The sequence below is a fragment of the Streptomyces sp. NBC_01381 genome (assembly GCF_026340305.1).
Taxonomy (GTDB): Bacteria; Actinomycetota; Actinomycetes; order Streptomycetales; family Streptomycetaceae; genus Streptomyces.
In genome coordinates this window covers 647080-666394 of sequence record NZ_JAPEPI010000002.1, presented here as the reverse complement: position 1 = coordinate 666394, position 19315 = coordinate 647080, and the positions used below count along the sequence as shown (strand labels likewise).

The 19315-nt window shown below is 70.1% G+C and carries 19 protein-coding genes; 10 read left to right on the top strand and 9 right to left on the bottom strand.

Going from position 1 to position 19315, the window contains the following annotated elements:
• Window positions 1-133 precede the first annotated feature (133 nt).
• The 3 genes from OG453_RS24815 to OG453_RS24805 all read right to left on the bottom strand — a co-directional run bounded on the left by OG453_RS24815 (window position 134) and on the right by OG453_RS24805 (window position 3670).
• Window positions 134-769: an N-acetyltransferase gene (locus OG453_RS24815; RefSeq protein WP_266870671.1), complete on the bottom strand. Its 636-nt coding sequence runs from the start codon at window positions 767-769 to the stop codon at window positions 134-136.
• 306 nt (window positions 770-1075) lie between these two features.
• On the bottom strand, window positions 1076-2137 hold the full coding sequence (locus tag OG453_RS24810; RefSeq protein ID WP_266873118.1) for a family 2 encapsulin nanocompartment cargo protein polyprenyl transferase: 1062 nt from the start codon (window positions 2135-2137) through the stop codon (window positions 1076-1078).
• A 126-nt stretch (window positions 2138-2263) separates the two neighbouring features.
• Entirely contained in the window at window positions 2264-3670 is a 1407-nt protein-coding gene (locus OG453_RS24805) for a family 2B encapsulin nanocompartment shell protein (RefSeq protein ID WP_266870670.1), read from the bottom strand.
• A gap of 246 nt (window positions 3671-3916) precedes the next feature.
• Here OG453_RS24805 and OG453_RS24800 point away from each other — a divergent pair, with 246 nt between their 5' ends.
• The 3 genes from OG453_RS24800 (at window position 3917) to OG453_RS24790 (ending at window position 6322) form a co-directional block, all read left to right on the top strand.
• Window positions 3917-4165 carry a hypothetical protein gene (locus tag OG453_RS24800; RefSeq protein WP_266870669.1) on the top strand — a complete coding sequence of 83 codons (249 nt, stop codon included), beginning with the start codon at window positions 3917-3919 and terminating at the stop codon, window positions 4163-4165.
• Window positions 4166-4302: 137 nt separating this feature from the next.
• Window positions 4303-4893 (top strand): N-acetylmuramoyl-L-alanine amidase, encoded by a 591-nt coding sequence (locus tag OG453_RS24795; protein WP_266870668.1) that lies wholly within the window; start codon window positions 4303-4305, stop codon window positions 4891-4893.
• 490 nt (window positions 4894-5383) lie between these two features.
• Entirely contained in the window at window positions 5384-6322 is a 939-nt protein-coding gene (locus OG453_RS24790) for a 1-aminocyclopropane-1-carboxylate deaminase/D-cysteine desulfhydrase (protein WP_266870667.1), read from the top strand.
• Here the strand turns inward: OG453_RS24790 and OG453_RS24785 are convergent.
• Window positions 6301-7896, bottom strand: a complete 1596-nt coding sequence (locus OG453_RS24785; protein ID WP_266870666.1) for a Na+/H+ antiporter — start codon at window positions 7894-7896, stop codon at window positions 6301-6303. The two genes, OG453_RS24790 and OG453_RS24785, sit on opposite strands and share 22 nt — an antisense overlap.
• 46 nt (window positions 7897-7942) lie before the next feature.
• On the opposite strand from OG453_RS24785, the gene OG453_RS24780 reads away from it, so the two are divergent.
• The 3 genes from OG453_RS24780 to OG453_RS24770 all read left to right on the top strand — a co-directional run bounded on the left by OG453_RS24780 (window position 7943) and on the right by OG453_RS24770 (window position 9926).
• A complete protein-coding gene (locus OG453_RS24780; RefSeq protein WP_135332117.1) occupies window positions 7943-8203 on the top strand; it encodes a UBP-type zinc finger domain-containing protein in 261 nt (86 codons plus the stop codon).
• 248 nt (window positions 8204-8451) lie between these two features.
• A complete protein-coding gene (locus OG453_RS24775) occupies window positions 8452-8865 on the top strand; it encodes an anti-sigma regulatory factor (protein WP_135332116.1) in 414 nt (137 codons plus the stop codon).
• Window positions 8862-9926 (top strand): RNA polymerase sigma factor SigF, encoded by a 1065-nt coding sequence (locus OG453_RS24770; RefSeq protein WP_266870665.1) that lies wholly within the window; start codon window positions 8862-8864, stop codon window positions 9924-9926. Before OG453_RS24775 ends, OG453_RS24770 begins: the two co-directional genes overlap by 4 nt.
• A gap of 18 nt (window positions 9927-9944) precedes the next feature.
• Here OG453_RS24770 and OG453_RS24765 read toward each other — a convergent pair whose 3' ends face one another.
• Complete coding sequence (locus OG453_RS24765) at window positions 9945-10397, bottom strand: hypothetical protein (RefSeq protein WP_266870664.1); 453 nt, start codon at window positions 10395-10397, stop codon at window positions 9945-9947.
• Between the two features lie 92 nt (window positions 10398-10489).
• Here OG453_RS24765 and OG453_RS24760 point away from each other — a divergent pair, with 92 nt between their 5' ends.
• Both OG453_RS24760 and OG453_RS24755 read left to right on the top strand, forming a co-directional pair.
• Window positions 10490-11458 carry a diacylglycerol kinase family protein gene (locus tag OG453_RS24760; RefSeq protein WP_266870663.1) on the top strand — a complete coding sequence of 323 codons (969 nt, stop codon included), beginning with the start codon at window positions 10490-10492 and terminating at the stop codon, window positions 11456-11458.
• A 318-nt stretch (window positions 11459-11776) separates the two neighbouring features.
• On the top strand, window positions 11777-12034 hold the full coding sequence (locus tag OG453_RS24755) for a WhiB family transcriptional regulator (protein ID WP_016639615.1): 258 nt from the start codon (window positions 11777-11779) through the stop codon (window positions 12032-12034).
• Window positions 12035-12259: 225 nt separating this feature from the next.
• On the opposite strand, the gene OG453_RS24750 is transcribed toward OG453_RS24755, so the two are convergent.
• Complete coding sequence (locus OG453_RS24750; protein ID WP_266873117.1) at window positions 12260-13726, bottom strand: PAS domain-containing sensor histidine kinase; 1467 nt, start codon at window positions 13724-13726, stop codon at window positions 12260-12262.
• Window positions 13727-14056: 330 nt separating this feature from the next.
• Window positions 14057-14710: a TetR/AcrR family transcriptional regulator gene (locus tag OG453_RS24745; RefSeq protein ID WP_266870662.1), complete on the bottom strand. Its 654-nt coding sequence runs from the start codon at window positions 14708-14710 to the stop codon at window positions 14057-14059.
• A gap of 107 nt (window positions 14711-14817) precedes the next feature.
• On the opposite strand from OG453_RS24745, the gene OG453_RS24740 reads away from it, so the two are divergent.
• Window positions 14818-15564 carry an SDR family oxidoreductase gene (locus OG453_RS24740; RefSeq protein ID WP_266870661.1) on the top strand — a complete coding sequence of 249 codons (747 nt, stop codon included), beginning with the start codon at window positions 14818-14820 and terminating at the stop codon, window positions 15562-15564.
• Between the two features lie 19 nt (window positions 15565-15583).
• Here the strand turns inward: OG453_RS24740 and OG453_RS24735 are convergent, their stop codons facing one another.
• Entirely contained in the window at window positions 15584-16654 is a 1071-nt protein-coding gene (locus OG453_RS24735; protein WP_266870659.1) for an SIS domain-containing protein, read from the bottom strand.
• A gap of 244 nt (window positions 16655-16898) precedes the next feature.
• On the opposite strand from OG453_RS24735, the gene nagB reads away from it, so the two are divergent.
• On the top strand, window positions 16899-17684 hold the full coding sequence (gene nagB / locus OG453_RS24730) for a glucosamine-6-phosphate deaminase (RefSeq protein ID WP_266870658.1): 786 nt from the start codon (window positions 16899-16901) through the stop codon (window positions 17682-17684).
• 131 nt (window positions 17685-17815) lie between these two features.
• On the opposite strand, the gene OG453_RS24725 is transcribed toward nagB, so the two are convergent.
• Window positions 17816-19309, bottom strand: a complete 1494-nt coding sequence (locus OG453_RS24725) for a glycoside hydrolase family 3 protein (protein WP_266870657.1) — start codon at window positions 19307-19309, stop codon at window positions 17816-17818.
• Window positions 19310-19315 lie beyond the last annotated feature (6 nt).

The following is a 19315-nucleotide window of genomic DNA, read 5'->3' as shown; positions in this document are numbered from 1 at the left end:
TTGAAGTGTTGTGGGACGCGGTTCCCGTCGTCTCGCGGGATGTGCCGACGAGCATGTCGTGAAGCAGTTCGCAGGACATGAGATTCACACCCTTCGTCGCGCCTGCGGACAACACAGCCGCAATGTAGCGACTTTATGCGAATCGTCGGCTGTCGCGGCCCGAATCGGGCGACTGCGGTTCTCGCCACATCGGCCACAGCTGTGGACCGTCCGGCAGATCGATGGCGTTCCCGGTGAAAGCGAATCCCAACCGCGTGTACAGCGCACGGCTGCGGCTGCTGCTCGCCTCCAGATAGGCGTGCAGCCCTTCGCGGTCGCACCGGTCGAGCACGGCGTCGATCAGCGCGGAGCCAAGCCCTTCGCCCTGCCGCTCGGGGCTCACGCCGATCATGTGCAGGTACTGGTGGGCCCGGTCGGATGGGTGCGCGTCGCTGGTCAGCCGACCGATCACCTCGATCCGCGTGTTCGCCGGGTCGACGGCGGCGCGCAGCTGCGCGGGACCGTCCTCGCCGTCCGTGCCTTCCTCGTGGGTGCCCGCGGGGACGGACCACCACAGGGCGACCGCCGCGCCGTCCTCCGTGATGTCGACGTACCCCTCGCTGAGCGCGATGTCGAGGAAGGCGGCCATCAGGGCGCCGTGCCTCTCGCGGCGGTGCTCCTGGTCGGGAAAGACCCAGCCGCTCACCGGATCGTCCTGGAACGCCGCGTCGAGCAACCGGACCACATCCGCCCTGTCGCCCTCGTCGGCTCTCCGGATCGCTACTCCCACGGCCCGCCCCTTAACCCCTCGAGTGCACATCGGCCACGCCTGCCCTGCCACGCTCAACTGCGTGTCCCGCGCCACCGGTTGCAGCCTAAGTGATCGTGCCCCCGCGCATGGCCGGGCCCCGCACCCTGTCCGGATATCGGCGGAGTGCGGGGCCCGGCTTGCTCGCTCGTCGCATAAGCCTCGCGTGCCTCGTGGATCCCCTCTCGGTACGTTCCTTCTCGGTACGTACCTTCTCGGTATGTTCCTTCTCGGTACGTTCGTTGCTCGCGACGTTCCTTGCTCGCGCTGCTGTCCCCGCGTACGCCGTCAATGCGTACGCCGGGTCACGAACTCCGCGAGGGCCAGCAGGCCGCCCGCCGCCTCCGGGACCGGCACCGCGCCGGCGAGCTGGTTGATCGCGCGGGACATCCGGTCCGCCGCGTGCAGCAGCGCCCAGTCCCTGCCGCCCGCCGCTTCGACGGCGCGGGCCATGCGGTCCGGGTCGCCGTCGCGGGGCTGCCGTAGGTACAGCTCGGCGAGCTCGGCGGCGGCCGGGGCGCCGGAGGCCAGCGCGGCGACCACCGGCAGGGACTTCTTACGGGCGGCGAGGTCCGCTCCGGCCGGCTTGCCGGTGCGGCCCGGGTCGCCCCAGATGCCGATCACGTCGTCGATGAGTTGGAAGGCGAGACCGGCCTGGCGGCCGAACCCGTCGAGCGCGTCCACCTCGGCGCGCCCCGCACCCGCGTACAACGCCCCCAGCGCACAGGCGCACCCGAGCAGCGCCCCCGTCTTGGCCTCGGCCATGGCGAGGCACTCGTCGAGCGTGACCTCGTCGGGGCCCCGGCGCTCGAGGGCGCAGTCCGCGTGCTGGCCCGCGCAGAGCTCCACCACGCAGGAGGCGAGGCGGGCGGCCGCCGCCGAGGCCGCGGGGTGCGGGTCCTCGGCGAGCAGCCGCTGCGCCAGCGCCTGCATGGCGTCACCGGCGAGGATCGCGTCGGCTTCGCCGAACACGGTCCAGGCGGTGGGCCGGTGCCTGCGGGTGGTGTCGTGGTCCATGACGTCGTCGTGCAGCAGCGTGAAGTTGTGGGTCAACTCCACGGCCGCGGCGGCCCGGACGGCCATCGCGGGCTCCCCGCCGAGCGCCCGCACCGCGGCGAGCACGAGCGCCGGCCTGATGGCCTTGCCCGCGTGCCCCGCGGCCGGTGTGCCGTCCGCGTGCTCCCAGCCGAAGTGGTAGAGCGCGACACGGCGCATCGACCCGGGCAGCGAGTCGATGGCCCGGCGCAACTCCGGGTCGACGCAGAGCCGCGCCGACGCCAGGACCTCCGCCGCTTCGTGGCCCTCGTACCCTTCCTGGCCCCCGTACGCATCGGCCGTGCCCTGCGCCATCTCCGTCACGTCCGTCGTCGTGTCCGTCATGGACTCACCCCGGAAAGGAGGCGGACGGTGGCGTTTCCTGGGCCTGTGGGCGCGTACGGAGTGGGTGTACCCGTCCGCGCGACCACAGACACGGGCTCACGACCAGCGGCCGATCTCGACGTCCTCCAGCACGCCGAGCGCGTCCGGCACCAGGACCGCCGCCGAGTAGTACGTCGACACCAGGTACGAGATGATCGCCTGCTCGCTGATGCCCATGAAGCGCACCGACAGGCTCGGCTCGATCTCGTCCGGGATGCCCGCCTGGTGGAGGCCGATGACGCCCTGCTCCTCCTCTCCCGTACGCGTACAGATGATGGAGGTGGTGCGGGCCTCGCTGACCGGGATCTTGTTGCACGGGAAGATCGGCACCCCGCGCCAGGTCGGAATGCGGCTGCCTCCCATGTCGATGGTCTCCGGCACGAGCCCGCGCTTGTTGAGTTCGCGCCCGAACGCGGCGATCGCGCGCGGGTGGGCGAGGAAGAGCTTCGAACCCCGCCTGCGGCTGAGCAGTTCGTCCATGTCGTCCGGGCTCGGCACGCCGTCGTGCGGCTGCAGCCGCTGCTCGTACTCGCAGTTGTGGAGCAGGCCGAACTCGCGGTTGTTGATCAGCTCGTGCTCCTGGCGCTCCTTGAGCGCCTCGACCGTGAGCCGCAACTGCTGCTCGGTCTGGTTCATCGGCTGGTTGTAGAGGTCGGCCACGCGCGCGTGGACGCGCAGCACGGTCTGGGCGACGCTCAGTTCGTACTCGCGCGGCGCCGCTTCGTAGTCGACGTAGGTGCCCGGCAGCACGGCCTCGCCGACGTGTCCGGCGGAGAGGTCGATGGGCGCCTCGCCGAACGTGTTCGTCCGCTGGGCCGGGACGGACCGCAGCCGCTGGAGATGATCGCGCAGCGTGTCCGCGCGCTCCGCGACCTGGTCGAGGTCCTGGCGGGGCAGCGTGAGCACGGTGCACGCGGTCACCGCGCGGATCGTGTACTCCCAGATGGCCTCCGGGTCGAGCAGCGACTGGTCTCCGAAGTACGAACCGTCGGCGAGCGTCCCGAGGACGGTGTCGTCGCCGTAGGGTCCGGTGCCGATCTTCTCGACCCTGCCGTGTGCGAGCAGGAACGCCTCGTCGGCCTGGCTGCCGAAGGAGGCGATGACCTCGCCGGCGGCGAACTCGCGCTGCTGACAGCGCTGGGCGAGTTCGCCGAGCACTTCGAGGTTCTCGTAATCCCGCAGGACCGGCAGCTCGCCCAGCTCCGCCGGGATGACCTGGACCCGGTCCCCCGTCTTCACGAACGTCACCCGGCCGTCGCCGACCGAGTAGCTCAGCCTCCGGTTCACTCGATACGTGCCGCCCTGCACCTGCACCCATGGCAACGTCCGGAGCAGCCAGCGGGAGCTGATCTCCTGCATCTGCGGTGCGGACTTGGTGGTGGTGGCCAGATTCCGTGCGGCCGAAGTACCCAGACTCTGCTGCGGCTTGGCCTGCTCCGCACGGACCTCTTCGCCTACCGACATTGCAATGCCCTCCCGATCAAGCGCTGATCTGCGCCGCCAACACTTTCAGCACGGTGAGTGCCCGCGCCATTACACAAACGAGCGGGAATGGATCACGGGGGACGGGGCAACCCCCGCGTATGGGATGTCCGGGGAACTCCAAGATCCCGGCACCCGTTGAACGAGTGACAAAACAGAGACCACTGCAGACACCACCCGCATCGAATCGACATCCGCATCGATCGACTCAATCGGCAGGAGACGGCAATGGCAGGCTTCCTGGATCGCGCCAAGGAACAGGCACAGCGGGGACTCACTCAGGGCAAGCAGAAGATCGACGAGGTCCAGGCGCAGCGCGCGGGCGGCGATCTCCTGAAGAAGCTGGGCGCGGCGTACTACGCGCAGCAGCGCGGGTCCGGCTCCGCGCAGGACACTCAGCAGGCCTTGCAGGCGCTGGAGTCCCACATCGCGACGCACGGGGACGCGTTCCTGCACGGTGGCGACCACCGCGGCTGACCAAATCGGCTCGCACGGCGCCCGAACAGCAACGGAATACGTCCGAACGGCTGGTCCGGGCACCATAGTTCCGGTAAAAGCGGACATACAAGACGGTCCGCGACCGGCGGCCGTCGTGCTCCGCAAAGGAGTCGGCCATGGCCCCACCCATGTCCGCGGGCAGGTTCCTCGACATGCTCAAGGACGAAGGCGTGACGGTCGTCGAAGTCGGCGACTGGCCGCACCACAACCGCAACCACAAGGGCCCGTGGGGCCCGGTGCACGGCGTGATGATCCACCACACCGTCACATCGGGCAGCCAACGGACGGTGGAGATCTGCCGCGACGGCTACGCGTCCCTGCCGGGGCCGCTCTGTCACGGCGTCATCACCAAGGACGGCCGCGTGCACCTCGTCGGCTACGGCCGCGCCAATCACGCGGGCCTCGGTGACGACGACGTACTGCGCGCGGTGATCGCCGAAAAGAGGCTCCCCCCGGACAACGAGGCGAACACCGACGGCAACCGCCACTTCTACGGCTTCGAGTGCGAGAACCTCGGCGACGGCGAGGACCCGTGGCCGGAGGCCCAGCTGGACGCCATCGAACGCGTCTCGGCAGCACTCTGCCGCCACCACGGCTGGACGGAACGCTCGGTAATCGGCCACCTGGAATGGCAACCGGGCAAGATCGACCCCAAGGGCTTCACCATGATCACAATGCGCGACCGAATCGCAGCCCGCCTCAAATAACTCCCCCCTCCCCCATCAACCGGGCGGGCCACCCCGGGCCCGCCTCCACCACGGCCGCCGACCCCACACCCCCGAACCACCGTCGTGGCGACGACCAGCCGCCCCACACGACGCGCCCGCCCGCCCCCGTTGCGGGCAACCGCTCCGGACCATGCCACCCACCCGACCACCTTCGTCGCGGCCAGCCGCCCCACACGCCGAACACCCGCACAGACCACCCGCCCCCGTTGCGGGCAGGCGTTCCGCACACCGCCCCCCACCCAGACCGCCCGGCCGCCCTCGTTGCGGGCAACCGCTCCGCACGACGCCCCCCACTCAGACCGCCCGGCCGCCCGCCCCCGTTGTGGGCAGGCGTTCCGCACGGCGGAACGGGTGGGCACAACGCCGCGCTGCCGGGCACCGACACAGCCAGGCGGCAAGCACCGCCGACACCGCAGGGCCACACAGACACCGCCCTGCCCACCGCCCAAGGTGCAGGCACAATGGCACGGTGAGCACCACCCCGCCGACCAGCCTCCACCCCCGCCTCCCGAGCCCCCTACAGGCCGTGGAGGACAGCCGCTTCAACCGGCACGGCGTGCACCTCACCCTCAAGCGCGACGACCTCATCCACCCGGACCTCCCGGGCAACAAGTACCGCAAGCTGGCCCTGAACCTGGCGGCCGCGACAGCGGCGGACCACCCCGCCCTGCTGACCTTCGGCGGCGCCTACTCCAACCACCTCAGAGCGACCGCCGCCGCCGGCCGCCTCCTCGGCATACCCACCATCGGCATCGTCCGCGGCGACGAACTCGCCGAGCGCCCCTTGAACCCGTCCCTGGCCCGCTGCACAGCGGACGGCATGCGCCTGCACTTCATCGACAGATCGACGTATCGCCAGAAGGCAGACCCCGACACCCTGGCGGCCATCCTCCGCACCACAGGCGCCGAGAACCCCTACGTCATCCCCGAAGGCGGCAGCAACTCCCTGGCCGTACAAGGCTGCACGGCCCTCGGCGAGGAACTCCGCGGCCGCACCGACGTCGCCGCCGTGGCCTGCGGCACCGGCGGCACCCTGGCGGGCCTGGCCGCGGGCCTGGCCCCCGCCCAGCGCGCCCTCGGCATACCCGTACTCAAAGGCGGCTTCCTCGGCCCCGAGATACGGGCGCTGCAGGAGCGGACCTTCGGCGCCCCCACCCCCAACTGGCAGCTGAACGACCGCTTCCACTGCGGCGGCTACGCCCGCACCACCCCCGAACTCACCGCCTTCGCCGACGACTTCGAGGACCAACACGGCCTCCCCGTAGAGCGCGTCTACGTGGCCAAGCTCCTGTACGCGCTGACCGCCCTCTCCGAAGAGGGCGCTTTCGCCCCCGGCACCACCGTCACGGCGGTCATCACGGCAACGGACAAGACGCCGGAACAGGCTCAGTCCTCGACCTCCCGGTAGGCCGCCGCCTCCTCAAGGTCCAGCTTGCGCAGCAGCGTCCGCATCATCTCGTCGTCGATGCGCCGCTCGTCCCGCATCTTCACGAAGACCTCCCGCTCCGCGGCGATCGCCTCCCTGGCGAGCCTGCGGTAGGTGTCGTCCGCCGACTCCCCCGTCACGGGGTTGGGTTGACCGAGCCGCTCCCACACGGAGTTGCGGCGCCGTTCGAGAACGGTGCGCAGACGGTCCTGAAGGGGCTGTGGGAGGCAGTTGCGCTCGTCCCGCATCAGTTCGTCCACCCGCTGCTCCGCGGCCTCCGAGGCGGCGTTCTGGGCCTGCGCCTCGGCGAGGGTCTCCGCCTGGATGTCCCGGCCCGGCAGTTTCAGGACACGGATCAGCCACGGCAGCGAGAGCCCCTGCACGACCAGCGTGGCGATGACGGTGGTGAAGGTCAGGAAGAGCACCAGGTTGCGCGCGGGAAAGGGCTCCCCGTCGTCCATGACGAGGGGGATGGAGAAGGCGATGGCGAGCGAGACGACCCCGCGCATCCCGGCCCAGCTGACGATCAGCGGCCGCCGCCAGTCCATGTCGCTCTCGCGCTCCCTGATCCGCGGCGAAAGACGCGGCAGATAGGTGGCCGGGTACGACCACACGAAGCGCATGGCGACGACGAAGACGAAGACGCCGAGGGCGTACCAGACGGCCTGCACCCCGCTGTACTCGCCGAGTCCCTTGAGCACGAGCGGCAGTTGAAGCCCGATCAGTGCGAACACCGCCGACTCCAGGATGAAGGCGACCACTTTCCACACCGCGGCCTCCTGGAGCCGCGTCTCGAAGTCGACCTCCCAGGAGCGGTGTCCCAGGTACAGGGCGACGACGACCACGGCGAGCACCCCGGAGGCCCCGACCTGCTCGGCGGCCGCGTACGCGACGAAGGGGATCAGCAAGGAGAGCGTATTCTGCAGCATCGCCTCCTTCATGTGCCTGCGCAGCCAGTGGATCGGCACCATGAGGACGAGCCCGACCCCGACGCCGCCGACCGCCGCCACCAGGAACTCCCTGATCCCGCCCGCCCAGCTGGCACCCTCGCCGACCGCCGCCGCGAGGGCGACCTTGTAGGCGGTGATCGCGGTCGCGTCGTTCACCAGCGACTCGCCCTGCAGGATCGTGGTGATCCGCGACGGCAGCCCCACCTTGCGCGCGATGGCCGTGGCCGCCACCGCGTCCGGCGGCGCGATCACCGCCCCGAGGACGAGCGCGGCGGTCAGCGGCAGGTCGGGAATGAGCAGATAGGCCAGCCAGCCGACCGAGAGGGTGGCGAAGAGCGTGTACCCGACGGACAGCAGCGCCACGGGTCTGATGTTGGCGCGCAGGTCCAGGTACGAGCTCTCCAGGGCCGCGGTGTGCAGCAGCGGCGGCAGGATCAGCGGCAGCACGATGTGCGGGTCCAGGTGGTAGTCCGGGACCCCGGGCACGTACGCGGCGACGAGTCCCGCCGCGACGAGGAGCAGCGGCGCGGGCACCGGCGTCCAGCGGGCGGCGCCGGCCACCGCCGCACTCGCCGCGATCAGCGCCACCAGGGGCAGTACGTCCATCGGCCAGGCCCTCCGCGATACGCGTTCCCGTCGTAACCTGGCAATCATGAACGAGTGCCCGCACGTCGCAGCGCTGCCGCACCCCGAACCGACGCCCCTGACCGATACGTGCCCGGAATGCCTGGCGGTCGGCAGTCACCCGGTGCAACTGCGGCTCTGTCTGGTCTGTGGCCATGTGGGCTGCTGCGACTCCTCGCCCTTCCGGCACGCGACGGCACACTTCAAGGACACCGGGCACCCGGTGATGAGGACCTTCGAACCGGGCGAGAGCTGGCGTTGGTGCTTCGTGGACGGTTCGATCGTCTGAGGCCTGGGTACGTCAACCCGACGCCCGTACTCTCCAATTGGGCCCGCGCGACCCCTAGCCACTGTCCGTACCCGTAGGCTTACTATGAGTGACAGGAACGGAGCGGGGTCCCCGGGACACGGAACAGGGGAGCGCGGTAGCGTCACCGCTGAACTACGTGGCGCGTTACCCGTGTGACGCTGTACCGGACTGCCGCAGTGCGGTGGACCTGGAGCCCCGAAAGTGCTTGTACCACCTTGGAGGTGAGGGTGTCCCAGATCGCAGGCGAGCCCGGGAATCAGGACTTCGTCGAGGTCCGCCTTCCGGCTGCGGGTGCCTACCTGTCGGTGCTGCGTACGGCCACGGCCGGTCTCGCGGCGCGTTTGGACTTCACTCTCGACGAGATCGAGGACCTCCGCATCGCGGTCGACGAGGCCTGCGCGATCCTGCTCCAGCAGGCCGTGCCCGGATCGGTGCTCAGCTGCGTCTTCCGCCTTGTCGACGACTCGTTGGAGGTGACCGTATCGGCGCCGACGACCGACGGCCGGGCCCCGGAGCGGGACACCTTCGCCTGGACTGTGCTGTCCGCCCTCGCGGGTCAGGTCGACTCCTCGGTGGCCGAGGACAACACCGTCTCGATCAGCCTCTACAAGAAGCGCGGCGCGGGACCCGGGCCGGCGTGAGGAACGGGGACGGGCCGGTGCGGGACGAAGAGCGCGGCACACGGGGTCTGCCGGTCGGCAGGGGCGGTACGCCCGCCAGGGGGCGCGAGACGCCCGTGGAGCCGGCCCTCGCGAGCATCCCCGAGCAGCAGGCCAGGCCGCACCCGGAGGACCCGGAGCAACCGGGCCCCTCGACGGTGGCCGACGCGTCGGAGCAGGCAGAGCCGACCGCCCAGGAGGAGCGCGAGCAGCCCTCCGTCCGGGGCGGCGCGCAACGGGCGGGATACATGAGCGAACACGGTGAGCAGCAGCACACCCGGCACGATCCGCAGGACCGCAGCGGTGCACGCGCGATGTTCATCGAGCTGCGCACGCTGAAGGACGGCAGCCCCGAGTACGCGGAGTTGCGCAACCGGCTGGTCCGTATGCACCTGCCGCTCGTCGAGCACCTGGCCCGCCGCTTCCGCAACCGCGGCGAGCCCCTTGACGACCTGACGCAGGTCGCCACGATCGGTCTGATCAAGTCCGTGGACCGGTTCGACCCGGAGCGCGGCGTGGAGTTCTCCACGTACGCGACCCCGACGGTCGTCGGCGAGATCAAGCGCCATTTCCGCGACAAGGGGTGGGCGGTCCGGGTTCCGCGGCGCCTTCAGGAGCTGCGGCTCGCCCTGACCACGGCGACGGCCGAGCTCTCCCAGCAGCACGGCCGCTCCCCCACGGTGCACGAGCTCGCGCAGAAACTGGCGATCTCCGAAGAGGAGGTCCTGGAGGGCCTGGAGTCGGCCAACGCGTACTCCACGCTGTCCCTGGACGTCCCCGACACGGACGACGAGTCCCCGGCGGTCGCGGACACCCTGGGCGCCGAGGACGAGGCCCTGGAGGGCGTCGAGTACCGGGAGTCCCTCAAGCCGCTCCTGGAGGACCTCCCGCCGCGCGAGAAGCGCATCCTGCTGCTGCGGTTCTTCGGCAACATGACCCAGTCGCAGATCGCGCAGGAGGTCGGCATCTCGCAGATGCACGTCTCCCGGCTGCTCGCCCGCACCCTCGCGCAGCTGCGCGAGAAGCTCCTGGTCGAGGAGTAGGCCACCACTAGGGGACGGCTATTTCACGTCGTCCGGTACGTTGCCGGGGCCCCGGATGCCGAGGGCCTCGGTCGTGGCGGGGTTGACCAGCAGGACGAGCGCGGCGATGGCGACCGCGGCCAGCGCGATGCCGCCCGGAATGGCCACGCTGTCCGCCTGCAGCAGCTGCCAGGCCACCGGCAGCGCGAGGATCTGCGTGATGATCGCGGGCCCCCTGCTCCAGCTGCGCCGCCGCAGCAGACCGAGCGCGGCGAGCAGGGGCACGAGCGCGAGGACGACGAGTGTGCCGCCGCCGGTGATGGCCTGCTGCGGGTCGTCGGGCTCACCGGCGAGGCCCATCACGAGCATGTACGCACCCCCGGCGAGGAGCGCGAGGCCCTCCAGCGCGGCGAGCGCCGCGGCGGCCGTCAGGCGTGCGGGGCGCGGGCCTGATTCCGGGGCTTCGGGGGTGGGCTTCGGCTCAGTACTCACCCTTGCAGGGTAGCTGTGCGTATCCACGATCTTCTCCGCGGTCCGGACCCTCGGTCTAGGCCAGGTAAAGACCGCTAGGTACTCTGCTTCGCATGCGTGCACTTCTTGTGGTCAATCCAGCGGCAACCACCACCAGTGCGCGCACGCGTGACGTACTGATCCATGCGCTGGCCAGCGAGATGAAGCTCGAGGCGGTCACCACGGAGTACCGCGGCCACGCCCGGGACCTGGGCAGGCAGGCCGCGGAGAGCAAGGACATCGAGCTGGTCGTCGCCCTCGGCGGCGACGGCACGGTCAACGAGGTCGTGAACGGTCTGCTGCACCAGGGCCCCGACCCGGACCGGCTGCCCCGCCTCGCCGTCGTGCCCGGCGGCTCCACGAATGTCTTCGCGCGGGCCCTGGGGCTCCCGAACGACGCCGTGGAGGCGACCGGCGCCCTGCTCGACGCGTTGCGTGAGGGAACCGAACGGACGGTGAGCCTGGGCCGTATTTCGGGCACTCCCGGCACGGAGGACGAAGCCGTCCCCGGGCGCTGGTTCACCTTCGCCGCCGGCTTCGGTTTCGACGCGGGAGTGGTCGGCCGGGTCGAACAGCAAAGGGAACGCGGGAAACGGTCCACTCATGCGCTTTATCTGCGCCAGGTGTTCCGCCAGTTCCTCGACGAGCCGCACCGCAGGCACGGAACGATCACGCTGGAACGGGCCGGCGAGGACCCCGTGACGGACCTCGTCCTTTCCATAGTCTGCAACACCTCTCCGTACACCTACCTGGGCAATCGCCCGATGTACGCCTCCCCCGGGGCCTCCTTCGACACCGGCCTCGACGTGCTCGGTCTGAGCAAGCTCTCGACCACCGCGGTGGCCCGGTACGGGACCCAGCTCCTGACCTCGACGCCCGATCGCGGACCGCACGGTAAGCACGCGGTTACGCTGCAAGACTTGACGGACTTCACCTTGCATTCGAAGGTGCCGCTCCCCCTTCAGATGGACGGCGACCACCTGGGACTGCGGACGAGCGTGACGTTCACAGGCGTACGCCGTGCACTGCGTGTGATTGTGTGAGCAGAAGGCGCCAAAGTCCTTTCACTCGAACGTTTAGACCAGGGTCCACCCCATAGAAGTACGGCTGTGACCCAGTCGACACTGAGGAATCAAAAAAAACTTCCCTGAAGGGGTTGTATCCGCCGCCGAGGTTTGCGAATCTCTACATGGCGATCGGGACGGCCCGCAACATCGGCCCCACAGAGAGCCAGAACCCCCTCCTCAACACACAGGACATCGTCGCGTATGTGACGAAAGTCCCTTCCGTTGTCGAGGGATTCGTGAAAGCGTTCACATTCACAAGCAACCCGCTTGTAATACCTAGGAGAGGTAGCAGCCATGGACTGGCGTCACAACGCCGTTTGCCGCGAGGAAGACCCCGAGCTCTTCTTCCCCATCGGCAACACCGGTCCTGCGCTGCTGCAGATCGAGGAAGCCAAGGCCGTCTGCCGCCGCTGCCCCGTCATGGAGCAGTGCCTGCAGTGGGCGCTCGAGTCCGGCCAGGACTCCGGCGTCTGGGGTGGCCTCAGCGAGGACGAGCGCCGCGCAATGAAGCGCCGCGCCGCTCGCAACCGTGCACGCCAGGCCAGCGCCTGACGCTCACGCCCCCTACGAGCCTGAGCCCGGCGGCGCGTACAGCGAGTACGCATCTCCCGCCCCCGAGCCGCAGCCGCGCAGTACCCCCGATGCGCATCGCAACGTGAGCAGTGAGCCCCGGACCACTTCGGTCCGGGGCTCACTGCTTTTCGTATGCGGGATACGGGATACGGGATATGAGATACGGGCTACGGGCTACGGGATGCCGTACGCCCTGTGCGGGTGCTACTTGTCGGCGCGTACGGGGATGTCGAGGATGACCTGCGTGCCGCGCTCCGGGGCCCGCACCATGTCGAACGTGCCGCTCAACTCGCCCTCGACCAGGGTGCGGACGATCTGCAGGCCGAGGTTGCCCGAGCGGTGCGGATCGAAGTCGTCGGGCAGTCCCACGCCGTCGTCCTGGACGGTGATCAGGAGGCGGGCGTCCTTGCTGGTGCCGCCGCGCACCGCGGAGACCTCGACCGTGCCCATGTCGCCCTCGCGGAAGCCGTGTTCCAGGGCGTTCTGCAGGATCTCGGTGAGGACCATCGACAGCGGGGTCGCCACCTCGGCGTCCAGGATGCCGAAGCGTCCGGTGCGCCGGCCCGTGACCTTGCCCGGCGAGATCTCCGCCACCATCGCGAGGACGCGGTCGGCGATCTCGTCGAACTCCACGCGCTCGTCCAGGTTCTGGGACAGCGTCTCGTGCACGATCGCGATGGAGCCCACCCGGCGCACGGCCTCCTCGAGCGCCTCGCGGCCGGTGGCGGAGTCGATGCGGCGGGCCTGCAGGCGCAGGAGCGCGGCGACCGTCTGGAGGTTGTTCTTCACCCGGTGGTGGATCTCCCGGATGGTCGCATCCTTGGTGATCAACTCGCGCTCGCGGCGGCGCAGTTCGGTCACATCGCGAAGGAGTACGAGAGAACCGATACGCGGGCCCTTGGGCTTGAGCGGGATCGCGCGGAGCTGGATGACGCCGTCGCCGCCCTCGATCTCGAACTCGCGGGGCGCCCAGCCGCTGGCGACCTTGGCGAGCGCCTCGTCCACCGGGCCGCGGGACGGGGCGAGTTCGGCGGTCGCCGTGCCGAGGTGATGTCCGACCAAGTCGGCGGCGAGGCCGAGGCGGTGGTACGCGGAGAGCGCGTTCGGCGACGCGTACTGGACGATCCCGTCGGCGTCGAGCCGCAGCAGACCGTCGCCGACGCGCGGCGAGGCGTCCATGTCGACCTGCTGGCCGGGGAAGGGGAAGGAGCCGGCCGCGATCATCTGGGCCAGGTCGGACGCCGACTGGAGGTAGGTCAGCTCCAGACGTGAGGGGGTGCGCACCGTGAGCAGGTTGGTGTTGCGCGCGATGACACCCAGGACGCGCCCTTCCCTGCGTACGGGGATGGACTCGACCCGCACCGGGACCTCTTCGCGCCACTCGGGGTCGCCCTCGCGCACGATGCGGCCCTCGTCCAGGGCGGCGTCGAGCAGTGGGCGGCGGCCGCGCGGGACGAGGTGGCCGACCATGTCGTCCTGGTAGGAGGTGGGGCCGGTGTTCGGCCGCATCTGCGCCACGGAGACATAACGGGTGCCGTCGCGGGTGGGGACCCACAGCACGAGGTCGGCGAAAGAGAGGTCGGAGAGCAGCTGCCACTCCGAGACCAGCAGATGCAACCACTCGAGATCGGAGTCACCGAGAGCGGTGTGCTGGCGGACGAGGTCGTTCATGGAGGGCACGTGTGCGAGCGTACCTGGCACTTACCGCGGGTCCGCCCCGGGCGATTCCCGACGAGCCGCGGCGCCAGGGCGGGACCCTCAACCCACCCTCGGCACCGCAGCCCTTCAGGAACACGACCACCGGAATGTGCGGTACCGGCGGCCGATCGGAGGATCCGGCACGGTCAGGGCAGAGAGTGCCGGTTCCTCGGTCCGCCCTCCTGTGCGGGAAGGGCGGATGCTTTACCAACGCATTGTGGACTAGACCATTCACCTGTGTCTATGCGTAGGCGGATGTTTATGTTGTCTACTTCTTTCACTTCTGCCCCCAGTGCCCCAGGGTCACGCCTCCGCCGACCCGGATGCGGACGCCGGCCAGGCATGCATGGCCAGTTCGGCGACAGCTTCCAGCTCCTGCCTGGTCGCGCCGTCACGGGACTGCTGGGACATGCCCTGCAGGACCGCTCCGGTGTAGCGCGCGAGCGCGGGGGCGTCGATGGTCGAGGGTAGCTCGCCCACGGCGATCGCGGACCTTATCCGCGACTCGATGGAGCCGACATTGGCGTTGCGCTGGTCACGCAGGCTCGCCTCGACCTCCGGCGTCGCGCAGTTCGTCGCGGCGTAGATGACGAGGCAGCCGCGGGGGTGCCCCGGCTCCGTGTACTTGGCCGCGGCCTCGTGCAGCATGCGCGCGACGCCGCCCCGGACGGTCGACTCCTCGGCGAAGGCTCGGTCGCCGAAGCCGCCGTACGTCTGGCCGTAGACCCGCACGGCCTCCTCGAACAGGGACTGCTTGTCGCCGAAGGCCGCGTACATGCTCGGCGCGCCGATGCCCATGGCCCGGGTGAGGTCCGTGACCGATGTCGCCTCGTACCCGTGCTCCCAGAACGTACGGATGGCCTGCTCAAGGGCGGTCTCGCGGTCGAAGGAGCGGGGGCGCCCGCGCTGTTTCGCCGGCTGCTCGACCGATGGCCGCGCAGGGTCTCTCGTCACCATGGAGTGAATTCTATAGCGGGCGCTAGAAAAACGGGCCGGGCTCGGCTACGGTTTCTTTCTGTATCGACCACTAGAGAAATCTTCGACGGGAAGAGGGGGCGGCTCCCATGGGCACGCTTGCAGGGAAGACGGCACTGGTCACGGGCGGCAGCAGGGGCATCGGGCGGGGCATCGCCGAGCGTTTGGGGCGGGACGGCGCACGGGTCGCCGTGCACTACGGCAGCAATGAGGCCGCCGCGAAAGAGACGGTCGCCGCGATCGAGGGGGAGGGCGGCTCCGCCTTCGCCTTCGGCACGGAGCTCGGCGTGCCCGGTGACGCAGAGGCGCTCTGGGCCGAGTTCGACCGGCACGCGGACGGCCTGGACATCCTGGTGAACAACGCGGGGATCGGGCTCTACAGCCTGGTGGGCGAGGTCCAGGAAGCGGATTACGACCGGGTGTTCGCGGTCAATGTGAAGGCGCCGTTCTTCATCATCCAGAAGGGCCTGGACCGGCTGCGCGACGGCGGCCGCATCATCAACATCTCCTCCGGAGTCACCCGGATCGCCTTCCCGATGACCATCGGCTACTCGATGACGAAGGGCGCCTTGAACGTCCTGACGCACACCCTGGCGCAGGACCTGGGCCCGCGCGGGATCACGGTCAACGCGGTGGCGCCGGGGATCATCGAGACGGAGATGATGGCCGGGATTCCCGACGGCCAGCACAGCGAGATGGCGAAGTACTCGACCTTCGGCCGCATAGGCCAGCCCGCCGACGTGGCGGACATCGTCACCTTCGTCGCCTCGGACGACGCGCGCTGGATCACCGGCCAGTACATCGACGCGACGGGAGGATCGGCGCTGGGACTGTGACGCCCCATGGCATCCGGCGTCAGCGGGTCTCCGTCACCTTCGCGAGGGCGCGGGGCGCGTCCGGGTCCTGGCCGCGGGCGATGGTGACCTCGTAGGCGAGCAGTTGGAGCGGGATGATCTCCAGGATCGGCTGGAGCTCTTCCGGTACGCCGTCGGTCGGCAGCGCGAAACCGGCCGACGCCTGCTCCACCTGCGCCTTCGGGCCGACGACCACAAGGTCGGCGCCGCGCCCGCGCAACCGGTCGAGCACGGGTTGGAGGACCTCCCCGCCCTTGCCGTCCGGGACGACCGCGATGACGGGCGAGATGTTGTCGACCATGGCGAGCGGGCCGTGCAGCAGGTCCGCGCCGGAGTAGGCGAGGGCGGGGATGTAGCTCGTCTCCATCAGCTTCAGGGCCGCTTCCTTGGCGGTCGGCAGGCCATAGCCACGGGAGGTGATCACCATGCGTTCGGCGAAGCGGTAGCGGGCGGCCAGCGTCCTGATCTCGGGCTGGCGGTCCAGGAGTTGGGCGGCGAGTTCGGGCAGCGCGGCGGCGGCCGCGACGTCACCGTCATGCAGCCCCTCGACGAAGAGATAGAGGGCCAGGAGGGACGCCGTGTAGGTCTTCGTGGCGGGGAGCGCCTTCTCCGGGCCCGCCAGGACGTCGATGTGGTGTTCGGAGACGGCGGCAAGCGGCGAGTCCGGGTTGTTGGTGACCGAGAGGGTGAGCGCGCCGGCATCGCGGGCGGCGCGGGTCGAGGCCACCAGGTCGGGCGAGCCCCCGGACTGACTGACGGTGATGACCAGGACGTCCCTCAGGTCGGGCTTGGCTCCGTAGGCCGTGATGGTGGACATGGAGCTCAGTCCGCAGGGCACGCCGAGACGGACTTCGAGGAGGTATTTGGCGTACAGGGCGGCGTGGTCGGAGGTGCCGCGTGCGGTGAGGAGGACGAAGCGGGGCTTCTTGGCGGCGACCAGCCGGGCGACCTCACGGATCTTCGGGGCGCCGGCCTCGAGGATGCGGCGCAGCACCTCGGGCTGTTCGGCCATCTCACGGGACATGATCCGGCCCGGCTGCTCGCTCTGCGGGGCCGTTGTCGTGTCGGTCATGCCTCCACTGTGCTTGCTCGGGGCGGGGCTCGCTTGGTGACTCCCCGGGGGGATTGCTCGACGGGCGGGGGTTGAACTGAGCGCCGAGCATGGGATGCGGGAGCGGGCGAGCGTGGACCGTGGGAACTGCGGGCCGCGGGAACTTTGGGGCTTGAGAACCCGGGGCTCTGATGGGCCGGCTCTGCTAGATTGGTCTATACCACATAGTCCCTGTGAGTCCCCTCTCCAGAACGGCAGGCCCAGCGTGGAAGTTGTCATCGTCCCGGACGCCCAGGCAGGCGGCGAGCTCATCGCGGAGGCCATGGCCGCCTTGGTGCGCCGTAAGCCTGACGCCCTGCTCGGTGTCGCCACCGGATCCACCCCGCTGCCCATCTATGAAGCCCTTGCCGCCAAGGTCGCCTCCGGTGCCGTGGACGCGTCGCGGGCGCGGATCTGCCAGCTCGACGAGTATGTCGGACTGCCCGCGGGGCATCCCGAGTCCTACCGGTCCGTGGTGCTGCGTGAGGTCGTCGAGCCGCTGAGGCTCAGCGAGGCGTCCTTCATGGGGCCTGACGGCAGCGCGGAGGATGTGCAGGCGGCGTGCGACGCGTACGACGAGGCGCTCGCGGCGGCCGGGGGTGTCGATCTCCAGTTGCTCGGGATCGGTACGGACGGGCACATCGGGTTCAACGAGCCGTGCTCCTCGCTGGCCTCGCGTACGCGGATCAAGACGCTGACGGAGCAGACGCGGGTGGACAACGCGCGGTTCTTCGACGGGGACATCGAGCAGGTGCCGCATCACGTGATGACGCAGGGCATCGGGACGATTCTCGAGGCTCGGCATCTGGTGCTGCTTGCCACGGGTGAGGGCAAGGCGGATGCGGTGGCCGCGACGGTGGAAGGGCCTGTCGCCGCGGTGGTTCCGGCTTCGGCTCTGCAGTTGCATCCGCATGCGACGGTCGTTGTGGATGAGGCCGCCGCGTCCAAGTTGAAGCTTGGGGAGTACTTCCGGGCCACGTATGCGGCGAAGCCAGCCTGGCAGGGGCTCTAGGCGGCTGTGCGTTACGCAGAAGGTGCCGGGGTGCCCCCTTGCTGGGGGTGCCCCGGCGCCTTCTGTTGTAGCCAGTCTGCGAGTGCACTGGGGCTGGGCGCGCAGTTCCCCGCGCCCCTTACGGGGCGCTTCTAGCGCCCCGTAATGACCTCCGCCGCCGCCAAGCCGCACACCCGTGCCGCGCCATGCGTGGCGATGTGGAGGGAGCCCTGTGGGTGGGACTGGGGGACGCCCATTTCCACCACCACTGTGTCGGGGCGGGATGCCAGCAGGGTGTTCAGGGCCTCTGCCATCCAGGCGTGGCGGTGGGCGTCGCGGACCACCGCCACGATCCGCCGCTCCCCCGCCTCGGCCAGCGCCAGCGCGCCCGCGTCCGGGCCGGTGAAGCTGCCCGTCTCCGTTCCCGGGAGCAGGCGTTCCAGTTCCGCCGCCACGCCCCACGGGGTCTCGTCGCCCACCGCGATGTTGGCCATCGGCGTGAAGGCAGCGACGTACGGAGCTTCGGTGAGCGGGGCGGTGTAGGAATCGCCGCGGGTGACGGTCAAGGCGCGGCGGGCCGCGACCAGGCCGATCTCGGTGTCGGGCGCGACCCCCGAACGGTCGGCCGCGCCCGACACCGAGGTCCAGTGGGCCAGCGCACGGACGCGGGCGGCCGCGTCGGCGAGGCGTTCCTCGGAGAGTTCGCCCCTGTGGACGGCCCCCACCAGCGCGTCCCGCAGGCGAAGCACCGTCTCGTCGTCCGCGAGGCCGCCGCCCACGCAGATCGCGTCGGCGCCCGCGGCGATGGCGAGGACGCTGCCCCGCTCGATGCCGTACGTCGCGGAGATGGCCTGCATCTCCATGCCGTCGGTGACGATCAGGCCGTCGTAGTTCAGTTCCTCGCGCAGTACGCCGGTCAGGATGCGGTGCGAGAGCGTTGCCGGGTACTCGGGGTCGAGCGACGGCACCAGGATGTGCGCGCTCATCACGGCCCGCGTGCCCGCGGCGATCGCCGCGCGGAACGGGGCGAGGTCACGGGCCCGGAGCACCTCGGGGTCGACTCCGATGCGCGGCACGTCGTGGTGTGAGTCGACCGCCGTGTCGCCGTGCCCGGGGAAGTGCTTGGTGCAGGCGGCGACGCCGGCGGACTGCAGGCCCTCGACGTACGCGGCGGTGTGCCGGGCCACCAGGAGCGGGTCGGCGCCGAAGGAGCGTACGCCGATGACCGGGTTGTCCGGGTTGGAGTTGACGTCCGCCGAGGGCGCCCAGTTGAGGTTGACGCCGCACGCGGCGAGGCGGCGGCCCAGCTCGGCCGCCACGTCACGGGTCAGCGCCGTGTCGTCGACCGCGCCGAGCGCGTGGTTGCCCGGGAAGGAGGAGCCGGAGCGGACCTCCAGGCGGGTCACGTCACCGCCCTCCTCGTCGATGGCGACCAGGACGTCATCGCGCTCCGCACGCAACTGGGCGGTGAGTGCGGCCAGTTGTGCTGGTGAGGAGATGTTGCGGCCGAACAGGCCGACGGAGGCGAGGCCTTCGCCGATGCGGCGGAGCAGCCAGTCCGGTGCGCTGGTGCCGACGAAGCCCGGCTGCAGGACGGTCAGGGCGTCCCGGGTGAGGGTGTCGGTGGGGCGAATGAGTGTCGACATATGGCG